Raw genomic sequence first — 13,655 nt, 5'->3', positions numbered from 1 at the left:
CGGTCGCCGGCCACGCGCGCGTGGAGCACGGACCGTAAGTCCTCGCGCGTGGAGCACGGACCGCAGGCCCTCGCGCGCGTGGCTAGTCCTCGCCGTCCTCCAGCCAGCCGAAGCTCTTCTCCACGGCCTTGCGCCAGTTGTGGTACTGCCGGTCGCGGACGGAGGCGTCCATGGACGGGGTCCATTCCGCGTCCTTCTGCCAGTGCGACCTGAGTTCGTCCAGGTCGTTCCATACACCTGTGGCGAGTCCGGCCGCGTACGCGGCGCCCAGGCAGGTGGTCTCGGAGACCTTGGGCCGGATCACCGGCACGTCGAGCACATCGGCCTGGTGCTGCATGAGCAGGTTGTTCTTCGTCATGCCGCCGTCGACCTTCAGGGTCGTCAGCTCCACCCCGGAGTCCTGGTACATCGCGTCCACGACCTCACGCGTCTGCCAGCTGGTCGCCTCCAGCACGGCCCGCGCCAGGTGGGCCTTGGTGACGTACCGGGTCAGACCCGTGACCACCCCGCGCGCGTCCGAACGCCAGTACGGGGCGAAGAGCCCGGAGAACGCGGGCACGATGTACGCGCCGCCGTTGTCCCGGACACTCGCCGCCAGTGGCTCGATGTCGTCCGCGGTGCGGATGATGCCGAGCTGGTCGCGGAACCACTGCACCAGCGCGCCGGTGATCGCGATGGCTCCCTCCAGGCAGTAGACGGGCGCCTCGTCGCCGATCTTGTAGCCCATGGTGGTGAGCAGGCCGCTCTTGGAGGGCACGGGCCGGTCGCCGGTGTTCAGGAGCAGGAAGCTGCCGGTGCCGTAGGTGTTCTTGGCGTCCCCGACGTCGTAGCAGCACTGGCCGAACACGGCCGCCTGCTGGTCGCCCAGGGCCGAGGCCACCGGTACGCCCGCCAGCTGGCCCACGGCGGTGCCGTAGACCTCGGCGGAGGACCGGATCTCCGGCAGCACCGCCTCGGGCACGTTCATGGCCGCCAGGATGGACGGCTCCCACTGGAGCGTCTCCAGGTTCATCAGCATGGTGCGGCAGGCGTTGGTGACGTCGGTGACGTGCCGGCCGCCGTCCGTGCCGCCGGTGAGGTTCCAGATGAGCCAGGAGTCGATCGTGCCGAAGGCGATCTCGCCGCGCTCGGCGCGCTCGCGCAGCCCGGGCACGTTGTCCAGCAGCCAGGCCGCCTTCGGCCCCGAGAAGTAACTGGCGAGCGGCAGCCCGGTCTGCTCGCGGAAACGGTCCTGCCCGTCCGTGCCGCCCAGCTCGTTGCAGAGCGCCGCGGTACGGGTGTCCTGCCAGACGATGGCGTTGTGCACCGGCTTCCCGGTGGCGCGGTCCCACAGGACGGTCGTCTCGCGCTGATTGGTGATGCCCAGCGCGCTGAGCTGCCCGGCCCGCAGTCCGGCCTTGGCCGTCGCGCCCGCCACCACCGCCTGCACCTTCGACCAGATCTCGGTGGCGTCGTGCTCCACCCAGCCCGGCTTGGGGAAGATCTGGCGGTGTTCGCGCTGGTCGACGGCGACGATCGCGCCGCTGTGGTCGAAGATGATGCAGCGGCTCGACGTGGTGCCCTGGTCGATCGCGGCCACGTACTTCTCGGCGTTGTCCGTCATGGCTACCCCTTCGGGCGAGGGTCGGAGGCGGATCTGCGGGAGCGGCGAAACGGGCCCTGAGCCGGGCCCCTTCCGCCCCTGAGGTCTCGCTGGTATCAGTTTGTCCCACATTGCACGGATCCGGCGCGGGATGGTTGAGGCAGGCGCCCGGAAGGGCGCGGGCACGCTGCCGGTCCCTGCCCGGCGCCTGGCCGCCAGCAGATGTTGCAGACATGACACGGCACTACACGTACCAGCCCGAGCCGGCCCGAGCCCTGCCCGAACACCCGGCGGCCTGACAGAAGCCGTCCGTGCCCTGATCGGATACAGTCCGCGCGTGTCCGAACTTCAGCACCCGTCCGCCAACTCCGTACCGAACTCGCACTGTTCGAGTTGCGGAGCGCCCTACGGAGAGGGCGTCACCGGCTGGCCCCGCACCTGCCCGGCCTGCGGGACCGTGGTCTACCGCAACCCGCTGCCGGTCGCGGTCGCCCTCCAGCCCGTGTACGACCCCCAGGGCACCGCCCTGGTCGTGATCACCCGCACCATCGCCCCCGCGCGCGGGGGCACGGCACTGCCGGGCGGCTTCATCGACGACCGGGAGGACTGGCGGCAGGCCGTGGTCCGCGAACTCAAGGAGGAGACGGGCATCGACGCGGCCGCTCGCGAGGTGCGGCTCACCGACGCCATGAGCGCGCCCGACGGCTACCTGCTGCTCTTCGGCCTGCTCCCGGAACGTCCGGCCGAGAGCCTGCCGAAGTCCGCCCCCACCGACGAGACGGAGGGCTGGCACCTGCTGCGCGGGCCCGAACAGCTCGCCTTCCCGCTGCACACACTGGCCGTACGGGCCTGGTTCGAGGGCCGCTACATCTGACCGCGCACGTCCGACTCCGTGAGCCCGACTCGGTACGTCCGACTGCGTGTCCGACTGCGTGTCCGCCTGCGTGTCCGCCTGCGTACGGTCCCGGCCACGAACATCCGTGCCAGAACATCCCGGCCCCGGCGTCCGACCCCGGCTCAGCCGAGCCCCCGGACGCGCACCGGACGCATCGGCCCGCCCGCGCCCTCCTCCCGCTCCACGACCACCTCACGGCCCTGCCGGCGGACGGCGTACCGCTCGATCTCCGGCTCGTCCCACCCGTCGCCCGCGTCGGGCACCACCTGCCCGCCCCCGGTCCTCCCAGGGGCGGGCGCCCACACCTCCAGCTCCAGCCCGCCCCGCTCACCCCGCACGGGGACCACGGCACCCGCGCGCGCGAGCACGGGGATCCGCCCCAGGGGAGCGTCGACGCGCACCTGCCCCGGTCCCTCGTACGCCTGCTCGGTGACCGTGTCGTACCAGCGGCCCCGCGGCAGCCGCACCACCCGCTGCCGCACACCGGGACCGAACACCGGCGCCACCAGCAGGGCGTCACCGAGCAGGAAGGCGTCCCCGCAGTCGCGCAGCGCGCGGTCCTCCGGCGAGTTCCACCACACCGGGCGCGCACAGGGCGCCCCGGTGCGCCGTGCCAGGTGCGCCAGCGTCACGAAGTACGGCAGCAGCCGACGCCGCTCGACCAGCGCCCCGCGCGCGTGCGCGAGCACCTCCGGGCCGAACTCCCACGGCTCCCGCCACCCCGCCCGCACACCGGCGTACGTCCGGAACAGCGGCAGGTACGAGCCCAGCTGGAGCCGGCGCAGGAACAGCTCGGGCGAGGGAACGCCGTCCGACCCGTCCACGTCCAGCCCCGCACAGGGCACCCCGCACAGTCCGAGCCCCAGCACCAGCGCCAGCGACGCCCGCAGCCCCGGCCAGCCGGTGGCCGCCCCTCCCGTCCACGTGCCGCCGTAGCGCTGCGTCCCGGCCCAGCCCGAGCGGGAGAGGACGAAGGGCCGCTCCTCGGGCAGCAGCGCGCACAGACCCTCGTACCCGGCCCGGGCCATGCACAGCCCGTACACATTGTGGGCCTCCCGGTGGTCGCCACCACGTCCCTCCAGGGCGTGCCGGGCCGACCGGGGCAGCGTCCTCTCACCGAAGGCCGCGAACGACGTCGGCTCGTCCCCGTCGTGCCAGAAGCCCGAGAACCCCTGGTCCAGCCGCTCCCGGTACAGACCGCCCCACCACGCGCGTACGCGCGCGTCCGTGAAGTCCGGGAAGACCGTCTCTCCAGGCCGCCCCACCCCCCGCACGACGTTCCCCGACACGTCCCGCACGAACGCGTCCCGTGCCGCACCGGAGTCGTACACCGCGTCGCCCGGCGCGGCCCGCACCCCCGGGCCCACGGCCGACACCAGCCGGATGCCGTCCCGCCGCAGCTCCTCGGCGAGCACCGGGAGCTTCCCGAAGCGCTCCTGGTCCACGGTGAACACCCGGTGGGCGTCGTGGTGGCCGCTGCCCAGGTGCACGGCGTCCAGCGGCAGACCGTGCTCCTGGTAGCCGTCGACGACCCGGCGCAGCTCCTGCTCGCCGCCGACGTCCCCGCGCGCGTGCTGGTGGCCGAGGGCCCAGGCGGGAGGCAGGGCGGCCGCGCCGGTGAGCGAGGCCCAGGTGTGCGCCACGCGCGCGGGAGTACCGACGATCACCCAGCAGCGCAGCGGACCGCCGTCCATCCTCAGCTCGCTCGCCCCGGGCCGGTCGTGCCCCGAACCGGCGCCCTCCTCGCCCTCCCGCAGCGTCACCGTGCCGTCCCAGGAGTTGTCGTGGAACACCAGATGCGTGCCCGCGTCCGCGACGACCAGCTGGACCGGCATGGTGAGGTGCGCCGGGTCGTCCCCGGGGGCGGACGTGTGCCCGGGATCGGTGTTCCACAGACGATGGACACCGTCGCGCAGCCTCGGCCCCGAGGCACGCCCGCCCAGGCCGAAGAACCGGGCGTCGGCCGCCACCTGCGACCGCTGCGTCCAGCGCGCCGGGCCCCCGCCGGCCGGCTCCCACCACCGCGGCGGCAGATCGCGGCGCAGCAGGACACCGCCGGGCGTGCACACCTCGACGGCGCCCCGGCGCGAGACGGTGACGGTGACCCGCTCGGCCACGACCCGCCAGCCGCCGTCCTTGTCCGGCTCCAGCACCGCGCGCGGATCGGGCTCCGGACACGGTCCGGCGAGGGCGTACGACGGCTCGGGACCGGCCCCGTCCCAGCCCCAGAAGACGGCGCCGTTCACCGCGACCAGGACGCGCAGCCGCGACCGGCTGAAGCGCAGCACACCACCGCCGGGCCCCGACTGCGCGTCCCGCACCTCCCCGGGCACCCGCGCGCGCTCCGCCCCCCGCGGCGGCAGGCCCTTGGCATCGGCGCGCCGCCGACGCCAGGCGGCCCGTACGGTGCGCACCCCCTGGGCCGCCCCCGCGGAGCCGACCGCCTTCACCGAACGCACCAGGTCACGACCGTCCATGCCGCTCACCCTGCCACCGACGGGCCACCGGGCGGGTCGCGTTCAACTGCCGTTCACCCAGGTCCGGCCCACATCTTCACGGCACGGACTGTGTGGGACCAACCCTGGTGCCGAAGTCGATCACATGGCATCGTCCGTGTCAGCCGCGTCACGCGCACACCCCAGCACGTGCGCGGACCGACGCACACGACGCGCAGAGTCCGGGAGCCCCCATGTCGACCGTGAACCCCCTGCCGCTCTGGCAGCCCGATCCGCAGCGGATCGCCCAGGCACAGATCACGAAGTTCCAGCTCTGGGCGGCCGAGCACCACGGAGCACCGGCCGAGGGCGGCTACCCGGCCCTGCACCGCTGGTCCGTCGACCACCTGGAGGCGTTCTGGCAAGCCGTCACGGAGTGGTTCGACGTCCGGTTCAGCACGCCCTGCGCGCGCGTGCTGGGCGATCGTGCGATGCCCGGCGCGCAATGGTTCCCCGGCGCCACCCTGAACTACGCCGAGCACGCCCTGCGGGCCGCCGCCACCCGTCCCGACGAGCCGGCCCTCCTGCACGTCGACGAGACGCACGAACCACGCCCGGTGACCTGGGCCGAGCTGCGCCGCCAGGTCGGCTCCCTGGCCGCCGAGCTGCGCGCCCTCGGCGTGCGCCCGGGGGACCCGGTCAGCGGCTACCTCCCGAACGTCCCCCAGGCCGTCGTCGCGCTGCTCGCCACGGCCGCCGTCGGCGCGGTCTGGACCTCCTGCGCCCCCGACTTCGGCGCCCGCAGCGTCCTGGACCGCTTCCAGCAGGTCGAACCCGTCGTGCTGTTCACCGTCGACGGCTACCGCTACGGCGGCAAGGAGCACGACCGCCGCGACACGGTGGCCGAACTGCGCCGTGAGCTGCCCACCCTGCGGGCCGTGGTGCACATCCCGCTGCTGGGCACCGACGCTCCCGAGGGCGCCCTGGAATGGTCGGCCCTCACCTCCGCCGACGTGGAGCCCGCCTTCGAGCAGGTGCCCTTCGACCACCCCCTGTGGGTGCTCTACTCCTCCGGCACCACCGGCCTGCCCAAGGCCATCGTGCAGTCGCAGGGCGGCATCCTCGTCGAGCACCTCAAGCAGCTCGGCCTGCACTGCGACCTGGGGCCGGGGGACCGGTTCTTCTGGTACACGTCGACCGGCTGGATGATGTGGAACTTCCTCGTCTCCGGCCTGCTGACCGGTACGACGATCGTGCTGTACGACGGAAGTCCCGGTTATCCCGACACAGGCGCCCAGTGGCGGGTCGCCGAACGCACCGGCGCCACCCTCTTCGGCACCTCCGCCGCGTACGTCATGGCCTGCCGCAAGGCCGGGGTGCACCCCGCCCGCGACTTCGACCTGTCCACGGTCCGGTGCGTCGCCACCACCGGCTCCCCGCTGCCCCCGGACGGCTTCCGCTGGCTGCACGACGAGGTCGGCGACGACCTGTGGATCGCCTCCGTCAGCGGCGGCACGGACGTGTGCTCCTGCTTCGCGGGAGCCGTACCGACCCTGCCGGTCCACATCGGTGAACTCCAGGCACCCTGCCTGGGCACCGACCTGCGGTCCTGGGACCCCAGCGGAGCACCCCTCGTCGACGAGGTCGGCGAACTCGTCGTCACCAACCCCATGCCGTCCATGCCCATCCACTTCTGGAACGACCCGGACGGCAGCCGTTACCACGACAGCTACTTCGCCATGTACCCCGGCGTATGGCGCCACGGCGACTGGATCACCCTCACCTCCCGGGGATCGGTGATCATCCACGGCCGCTCCGACTCCACGCTCAACCGCCAGGGCGTGCGCATGGGGTCCGCCGACATCTACGAAGCGGTCGAACGGCTGCCCGAGATCAAGGAATCCCTGGTCATCGGTATCGAACAGCCCGACGGCGGCTACTGGATGCCCCTCTTCGTCCACCTGGCCCCGGGAGCGGCCCTCGACGACGCCCTCCTGGACCGCATCAAGCGGACCATCCGCGAACAGCTCTCCCCGCGGCACGTCCCCGACGAGGTCATCGAGGTGCCGGGCGTCCCGCACACCCTCACCGGCAAGCGCATCGAGGTCCCGGTCAAGCGCCTTCTCCAGGGCACCCCCCTGGAGAAGGCCGTCAACCCCGGCTCCGTCGACGACCTCGACCTGCTGCGCTTCTACGAGGCCCTGGCCCGCGAGCGCGCCTGAGCCGCACCGCCCGGCCGGACGCCGGCCCCCGGTCAGCCGCCGTAGGTGGCCTCGGACTCGCCCAGCACGGCGGCGAAGTCCGAGGCCAGCCGCACCGCGTCGGCCGGCTCCAGCGCGGCCACGGAGATCCGCACCCCCGGCCGCGCCGACAGCCGGAACCTGGCCCCCGCGGCGACCCACCAGCCGTACGACCGCAGCCCGTTCACCACGGCGGACTCGTCCGCCACCGGCACCCACACGTTCATCCCGCTCACCCCGTGCGCCGGCAGCCCCCGCGCACCCAGCTCCCACACCAGCGCGGTCCGCCGCTCCGCGTACGTCTCCCGCGCGCGGGACACCAGCGCGCGCGTGCCGTCGTCCGTCAGCAGTCCCAGGACCGTCTCCTGGAGCAGATGGCTGACCCAGCCGGAGGTCAGCAGCAGCCGCCCGTCGTGGCGGGCCAGGGTGGTGGCGTCACAGGCCGCCGCGGCCCAGCGCAGATCCGCCCCCAGGAACTTGCTCACCGTCCGCACATGCACCCAGCGCCCGCCGGCGTCGGCGGTCAGCGTCCGCAGCGGTACGTCCGTCACCGCCGAGGCGTGGTCGTTCTCCACGACCAGCACGTCCGGCTCCTCCCGCAGCACGGCGGCCAGCGCGTCACGCCGCCGCGCCGAGAAGCATCCGCCGTACGGATTCTGCCCGCGCGGACTGCACACCACGGCCCGCGCCCCCGCCCGCAGCGCCTGCCGCAGGGCATCGGGGCGCATCCCCTCGTCGTCCACCGCCACCGGGACGCCGCGCAGCCCCAGCGCGGTCACCAGATCCAGCAGATGGTGGTAGCCCGGGTCCTCCATCGCGACCGCGTCACCGGGCCGCAACTCCACGGACAGCAGCCGTCCGACCAGATCCAGGGCCCCGTGCGCGAACGTCACGTGCTCCACCGGCACCCCGTCGGGCCGCAGCCAGCCGCGCACGGCCTCCTCAAGGCCCGGCAGCCGCGGGGCGGACCGGTGCGAGCGCGCCCCGGAGGACAGGCGCGACGGGGGCACCAGGGCGGGCAGGAACGCCGGGTCCGGATGGCCGCCGGCCAGGTCACGCAGCCCCGGCGGCACCTTCGGCGGCCGCCGGGACGCCACCGCCGGAGCCGGCGCCACCACGGTCCCGCCCCGCCCCCGGGTCACCACGATGCCCCGCGCGCGCAGCTCCTTGTACGCCGTGGCGACCGTCCCCGGACTCACCCCCAGCTCGTCCGCGAGCCGCCGCACCGGAGGCAGCGCGGCGCCCGGCGCCAACGCCCCTTCGGCCACACCGCGTTCCACGGACGCGGAAATCGTCCTGGCCGACGTGCCACTGATCCCATAATGTATTGCCACGTTGATAAGTATGTATCAATACATAATGCAGGGCAAGTGCAAGGGGGAGCGATGGGAACCGCACGCGGCACCACAGGACAGAAGGCCGGACCGGGGAGGCCGCGCATACCCGGCGGCCGGGACGGGCGCCGCATGCTCGCCGTCGCCTTCGTGGACCGCGTCGGAAGCGGACTGTGGGCCTCCGTCTCCGTCCTCTACTTCACCTACGTCTCAGGCCTCTCCGTCACCCAGGTCGGCACCCTCGCCGCCCTCGCCGGAGCCGTCGGCATCGCCGGCGCCCCGATCGGCGGCCGCATCGCGGACCGCCTCCCCCTCACCCGCGTCCTCATCGCCCTGCAACTCCTGCGCGCCGTCGCCTCCCTCGGCCTCCTCACCACCGACCACTACGCACTCCTGCTCGCCTTCTCCGCCCTCGGCAGCCTCGGCGACCGCGCCTCCAGCGTCCTCACCAAGCTCTACGCCACCCGCGTCGCCGGCCCCGACCGCGTCCGCTACCAGGCACTCAACCGCACCATGGCCAACGCGGGCTGGGCCCTGGGCGGCCTCGGCGCCGCTGCGGCCCTCGCCCTCGGCACCACCGCCGCCTACCGGTGGCTGCTCCTCGGCGACGCGCTCTCCTTCGTCGCCGTCGCCCTCCTCACCCTGCGCTGCGGCGAACCCGCCTCCTCCTCCCGCACCGTCGCGACCTCCACCACCCCGGCCCCCGCCAGGCCCGCCAACCCCTGGCGCGACCGCCCCTACCTCGCCTACGTCGCGACCGAGACCGTCCTCTTCCTCGACGACGCCGTCTTCAAGGTCGGCCTGCCCCTGTGGATCGCCCACGCCGGCAGCGCGCCCCACGGCCTCGCACCCCTCCTCCTGGTCCTGAACAACGTCATGGTGGTCGCCCTCCAAGTCCCCCTCGCCCGCTTCGGCACCACCACCGCGGCAGCCCGCACCCTCCTGCTCCCGCTCTCCCTCGCCTACGCCCTCGGCGGCATCACCCTGGCCCTGTCCGCCACCGGCGGCGCGCTCGCGGCCACCGTGCTCCTCACGGCCGCGGCGGCCTCCTTCACCGTGGCCGAGATGCTGCACGCCACCGTCTCCTGGGAACTGTCCGTCGCTCTGGCCCCCGACACCGCCCAGGGCGCCTACCTCGGCGTGCACGGACTCGCCCAGTCCGCCCAGCGCAGCATCGGCCCACTCGCCGTCACCGCGGCCATCGCCACCGGCCCCGCAGGATGGGCGGTCTTCGGCACCGGCATCGCCCTGACCTGCGTCATCCAGCACCGCATGGTCCGCGACCGCCTCGACCCAGCCCCGTTGTCAGTGGCTCCCGTTACTGTGAGTGAGCACTGATCGACCGTGCACACACGGGGAAATCCATGGGGGAGACATGACGCACACCGACCACCGCACCATGCGACGCGTCCTGCGCCGGGAGATCGCCGGCACCATCGGCCTGCTCACCGACGAACACGACTTCCGCGCCATGCGGCGCTACCGGACCTTCACCTTCGACGACCACACCGCCTACCTCCGCCAGGTGGAGACACTCCTGCGATCCAGGGCCGCCCAGGGCGGCCACACCACAGTGGCCCTCTTCGACCCGGAGGAGTACGCCGCGTACTGCGCTGACACCGGCCTCGACCCGGACCTCCCGGCCAGCCGCGCCCGCTTCACCGCGGAGATCGCGACCACCGGCCCCACCGTCGCCTACGACGGCCGGCCCCTCGCCGACCTCGTCCCGGCCCTCGTCGACGAAGCCGTCCGCCAGGCCACCTGGGAGTACGCCTCCACCCTCCTGTCCCGGCTCGGCCCCTGCACCACCTGCGGCGAGGACATCGGCCGGGCCGCCTTCAACCGCGCCGCCGACCTCCTCGTCCGCGTCCTCGACACGGCACCGCCGGGCGACCGGCATCTGGTCTGCAGCGTCTCGACCGCACCCGAGCCCCTCCTGGCCGTCCTGCACGCCGACGACGACAACGACGGCTCCACCCGACTGGACGAAGCCGAAGCCCTGGAGTTCACCACCGTCCTCGCCCTCGGCATCGCCACCCGCAGCCCCGGTGGCCTCGTCATGCGCATCACCACCGCCGGCACCCCGGACCGCGTCTACGGCTGGCGCCTGCGCGGCGACGGCCTCGAACCGCTCACCGCGGGCGAGGTCTTCGACGCCTACTGCACCGATGTGGAATCCGGCGACCTCGTCGCCCCCGAATCCGGCGTCGACTACGGCGAGCCCCCGGACCTCGGAGAACAGGGACCGAGCCCGCGGCACCACCACTGACCGCGCACCACGCATGAGGGGCGCCCCACCCGAAGGCGGGGCGCCCCTCATGAGCCGGCCGGTGACGGCGGCGCGGCCCGGTCACTCGCCGGACAGCACCGCCTGGGCCGCGGCCCGCGCCTCGTCGGCGCTCTCCGTGGCCCGTGCCGCGGCCGCGGCACGCTCGCACTGCGCCAGCGTGTGCTTGGCCAGCGTCGCCCGCACGTAAGGCAGCGACGCCGCACCCATGGACAGGGAGGTGACACCCAGACCGGTCAGCACACAGGCGAGCAGCGGGTCCGACGCGGCCTCACCGCAGACACCACAGCTCTTGCCCTCGGCCCCGGCCGCCTCGGCGGCCAGCGCGACCAGGTCGAGCAGCGCGGGCTGCCACGGGTCCTGGAGCCTGGACACCGCACCCACCTGACGGTCGGCGGCGAACGTGTACTGCGCGAGGTCGTTGGTCCCCAGCGACAGGAACTCCACCTCCTGCAGCACCGAGCGCGCCCGCAGCGCGGCCGACGGGATCTCCACCATCGCGCCGAACTTCGCCCGCAGCCCCGCCGCACGGCACGCGTCCGCGAACGCCTTGGCGTCCGCCCGGTCCGCGACCATCGGAGCCATCACCTCAAGGTGGACCGGCAGTCCTTCGGCCGCCTTGGCCAGCGCCGTCAGCTGCGTGCGCAGCACCTCCGGGTGGTCGAGCAGCGTCCGCAGACCGCGCACGCCCAGCGCCGGGTTCGGCTCGTCGGCCGGGGTCAGGAAGTCGAGCGGCTTGTCCGCGCCCGCGTCCAGCACCCGCACGACGACACGGCCCTCGGGGAACGCCTCCAGCACCTGCCGGTAGGCCTCGACCTGCTTCTCCTCCGACGGTGCCGTCCTGCTGTCGTCCAGGAAGAGGAACTCGGTCCGGAACAGGCCCACACCCTCCGCACCGGCCTCGACCGCCGCGGCCACGTCCGCCGGACCGCCGATGTTGGCGAGCAGCGGCACCTTGTGCCCGTCGGAGGTGGCGCCCGGCCCCGTGGAGGCGGCCAGCGCGGCCTTGCGCTCGGCGGCCGCGGCCTCCAGCTCCGCCTTCTTCGCGGCACCGGGATTCACGAAGACCTCACCGCTGCTGCCGTCCACCGCGATCACCGTGCCCTCGGCCAGCTCACCGGCGCCGGGCAGCGCCACGACGGCCGGCACCCCGAGCGCCCGCGCGAGAATGGCGCTGTGGCTCGTCGGCCCGCCCTCCTCGGTGACGAAGCCCAGGACCAGCGTCGGGTCCAGCAGAGCCGTGTCGGCCGGCGCCAGGTCACGGGCGACCAGCACGTACGGCTCGTCGCTGTCCGGCACGCCCGGCATCGGCACACCCAGCAGCCGCGCGACGATCCGGTTGCGCACGTCGTCCAGGTCGGCCACCCGGCCCGCCAGGTACTCACCGGCACCGGCCAGCAGGTCCCGGTATGCGGCGAACGCGTCGTACACCGCGCGCTCCGCCGTGCTGCCGACCGCGATCCGCCGGTCGACGTCCGCGATCAGCTCGGGGTCCTGGGCCATCATGGCCTGCGCCTCGAGAACCGCCTGGGCCTCGCCGCCCGCGAGGTTGCCCCGCGCGGTCAGGTCGGCCGCCACCGCGTCGACGGCCTGGCGGGCGCGCCCCTGTTCGCGCTCCGCGTCCTCCGCCGGTATCTGCTTGGCCGGGGGCTCCAGCACCGCCGTGCCCATGTGCCGTACCTCGCCGATCGCCACACCGTGGCTCACACCGACGCCTCGCAGCGTTGTGTCCATCTCACCCGTCTCCGATAGTGCGGCGCGTCCCGCCGCGGTGGTTGGTCTGTACGCCGTCCCGGAGAACGGCGGGGCGGTCACGTCCAGGCGAAGAGACTGTCGCCGGCCTTCACATCGCCGCTGTCGCGAAGCTCGGAGAGGGACTCGGCGGTGGCCTCCAGAGCCACGACCGGGCACACGGGGGACTTGCCGGCGGCCTCGACGGCGGCGGGGTCCCACCGCACCACGGCCTGGCCGCGCGTCACCGTGTCGCCCTTGTTCACGAGCAGCTCGAAGCCCTCGCCGTTGAGCTGCACGGTGTCGATACCGAGGTGGGTGAGCACGCCGTGCCCCTGCTCGTCGACGACGACGAACGCGTGCGGGTGCAGCGAGACGATGACACCGTCCACGGGCGCGACCGCCTCGGAGGGCTCACGCACGGGGTCGATGGCGGTGCCCGGCCCGACCATGGCGCCGGAGAAGACGGGGTCCGGCACGGCGGCCAGTCCGATGGCGCGTCCGGCGAGCGGGGACGTCACGGTGGTCATGGGAAGCCTCCCAGGGGTGGAGATTCGTATGGGCCGTCACTGCCTGTCCCGGACGGCGCATCTGTGCAGCAGGGTATGTCACGGTAAGTACCGGTTCCGGGCGAGAGCTTACGACAGCTCACGATAGTGGTCTAGACCACCAATCCCACGGATTTGCACCGGCTCCGGGGGCGCCTGTACAGTCGTACTCCTGCTCGGGGGTGAGCGGCGCGATCAAGCGCCCTTGGCCCGAGCGGCATCCAACTTGTCAGATCCTATCTCTGGATCGCCTTCCGCATGCCTGCGGGACGGTGGTCAAGAGGGCCGGAAAAGCCTGATAGAGTGTGGAACACCGAAAGGGAAGCGCCCGGAGGAAAGCCCGAGAGGGTGAGTACAAAGGAAGCGTCCGTTCCTTGAGAACTCAACAGCGTGCCAAAAGTCAACGCCAGATATGTTGATACCCCGTCTCCGGTCATCATGGCCGGGGCGAGGTTCCTTTGAAGAAAACACAGCGAGGACGCTGTGAACCGGGAGAATATTCCTTCTCCTGGTTCCGCTCTCGTGATGTGTCGTCCCGATTACGGGAAAACATTCACGGAGAGTTTGATCCTGGCTCAGGACGAACGCTGGCGGCGTGCTTAA

At 73.0% G+C, this 13,655-nt stretch carries 9 protein-coding genes; 4 read left to right on the top strand and 5 right to left on the bottom strand.

The annotated features are described in order from the left end of the window. Window positions 1–82 precede the first annotated feature (82 nt). Window positions 83–1,603, bottom strand: a complete 1,521-nt coding sequence (gene glpK, locus ABZ858_RS25300; protein WP_361382852.1) for a glycerol kinase GlpK — start codon at window positions 1,601–1,603, stop codon at window positions 83–85. A gap of 316 nt (window positions 1,604–1,919) precedes the next feature. On the opposite strand from glpK, the gene ABZ858_RS25295 reads away from it, so the two are divergent. Next, window positions 1,920–2,456 (top strand): NUDIX domain-containing protein, encoded by a 537-nt coding sequence (locus ABZ858_RS25295; RefSeq protein ID WP_361382849.1) that lies wholly within the window; start codon window positions 1,920–1,922, stop codon window positions 2,454–2,456. 143 nt (window positions 2,457–2,599) lie between these two features. On the opposite strand, the gene ABZ858_RS25290 is transcribed toward ABZ858_RS25295, so the two are convergent. Further along, entirely contained in the window at window positions 2,600–4,954 is a 2,355-nt protein-coding gene (locus ABZ858_RS25290) for a TIM-barrel domain-containing protein (protein ID WP_361382846.1), read from the bottom strand. A 212-nt stretch (window positions 4,955–5,166) separates the two neighbouring features. Between ABZ858_RS25290 and ABZ858_RS25285 the strand changes: the two genes are divergently transcribed. After that, entirely contained in the window at window positions 5,167–7,134 is a 1,968-nt protein-coding gene (locus ABZ858_RS25285; protein ID WP_361382843.1) for an acetoacetate--CoA ligase, read from the top strand. A 32-nt stretch (window positions 7,135–7,166) separates the two neighbouring features. Here the strand turns inward: ABZ858_RS25285 and ABZ858_RS25280 are convergent, their stop codons facing one another. Then, window positions 7,167–8,486 carry an aminotransferase class I/II-fold pyridoxal phosphate-dependent enzyme gene (locus ABZ858_RS25280; RefSeq protein WP_361382839.1) on the bottom strand — a complete coding sequence of 440 codons (1,320 nt, stop codon included), beginning with the start codon at window positions 8,484–8,486 and terminating at the stop codon, window positions 7,167–7,169. Between the two features lie 51 nt (window positions 8,487–8,537). Here ABZ858_RS25280 and ABZ858_RS25275 point away from each other — a divergent pair, with 51 nt between their 5' ends. Both ABZ858_RS25275 and ABZ858_RS25270 read left to right on the top strand, forming a co-directional pair. Beyond that, entirely contained in the window at window positions 8,538–9,824 is a 1,287-nt protein-coding gene (locus tag ABZ858_RS25275) for an MFS transporter (RefSeq protein ID WP_361382836.1), read from the top strand. Window positions 9,825–9,861: 37 nt separating this feature from the next. Beyond that, window positions 9,862–10,755 carry a hypothetical protein gene (locus ABZ858_RS25270; RefSeq protein ID WP_361382833.1) on the top strand — a complete coding sequence of 298 codons (894 nt, stop codon included), beginning with the start codon at window positions 9,862–9,864 and terminating at the stop codon, window positions 10,753–10,755. Window positions 10,756–10,836: 81 nt separating this feature from the next. On the opposite strand, the gene ptsP is transcribed toward ABZ858_RS25270, so the two are convergent. Beyond that, window positions 10,837–12,507 (bottom strand): phosphoenolpyruvate--protein phosphotransferase, encoded by a 1,671-nt coding sequence (gene ptsP / locus ABZ858_RS25265; protein WP_361382831.1) that lies wholly within the window; start codon window positions 12,505–12,507, stop codon window positions 10,837–10,839. 77 nt (window positions 12,508–12,584) lie between these two features. Then, window positions 12,585–13,034: a PTS glucose transporter subunit IIA gene (locus ABZ858_RS25260; RefSeq protein ID WP_361382828.1), complete on the bottom strand. Its 450-nt coding sequence runs from the start codon at window positions 13,032–13,034 to the stop codon at window positions 12,585–12,587. Window positions 13,035–13,655: the final 621 nt, after the last annotated feature.

The sequence above is a fragment of the Streptomyces sp. NPDC047017 genome (genome assembly GCF_040644175.1).
GTDB lineage: Bacteria > Actinomycetota > Actinomycetes > Streptomycetales > Streptomycetaceae > Streptomyces.
This window is presented reverse-complemented; position numbering and strand designations above follow the sequence as displayed.

Bases quoted from the DNA above. Each gene is read 5' to 3' on its own strand.
- ABZ858_RS25275 (WP_361382836.1), top strand. From the start codon at position 8,538: ATGGGAACCGCACGCGGCACCACAGGACAGAAGGCCGGACCGGGGAGG.
- glpK (WP_361382852.1), bottom strand. From the start codon at position 1,603: ATGACGGACAACGCCGAGAAGTACGTGGCCGCGATCGACCAGGGCACC.
- ptsP (WP_361382831.1), bottom strand. From the start codon at position 12,507: ATGGACACAACGCTGCGAGGCGTCGGTGTGAGCCACGGTGTGGCGATC.
- ABZ858_RS25260 (WP_361382828.1), bottom strand. From the start codon at position 13,034: ATGACCACCGTGACGTCCCCGCTCGCCGGACGCGCCATCGGACTGGCC.
- ABZ858_RS25285 (WP_361382843.1), top strand. From the start codon at position 5,167: ATGTCGACCGTGAACCCCCTGCCGCTCTGGCAGCCCGATCCGCAGCGG.
- ABZ858_RS25270 (WP_361382833.1), top strand. From the start codon at position 9,862: ATGACGCACACCGACCACCGCACCATGCGACGCGTCCTGCGCCGGGAG.
- ABZ858_RS25290 (WP_361382846.1), bottom strand. From the start codon at position 4,954: ATGGACGGTCGTGACCTGGTGCGTTCGGTGAAGGCGGTCGGCTCCGCG.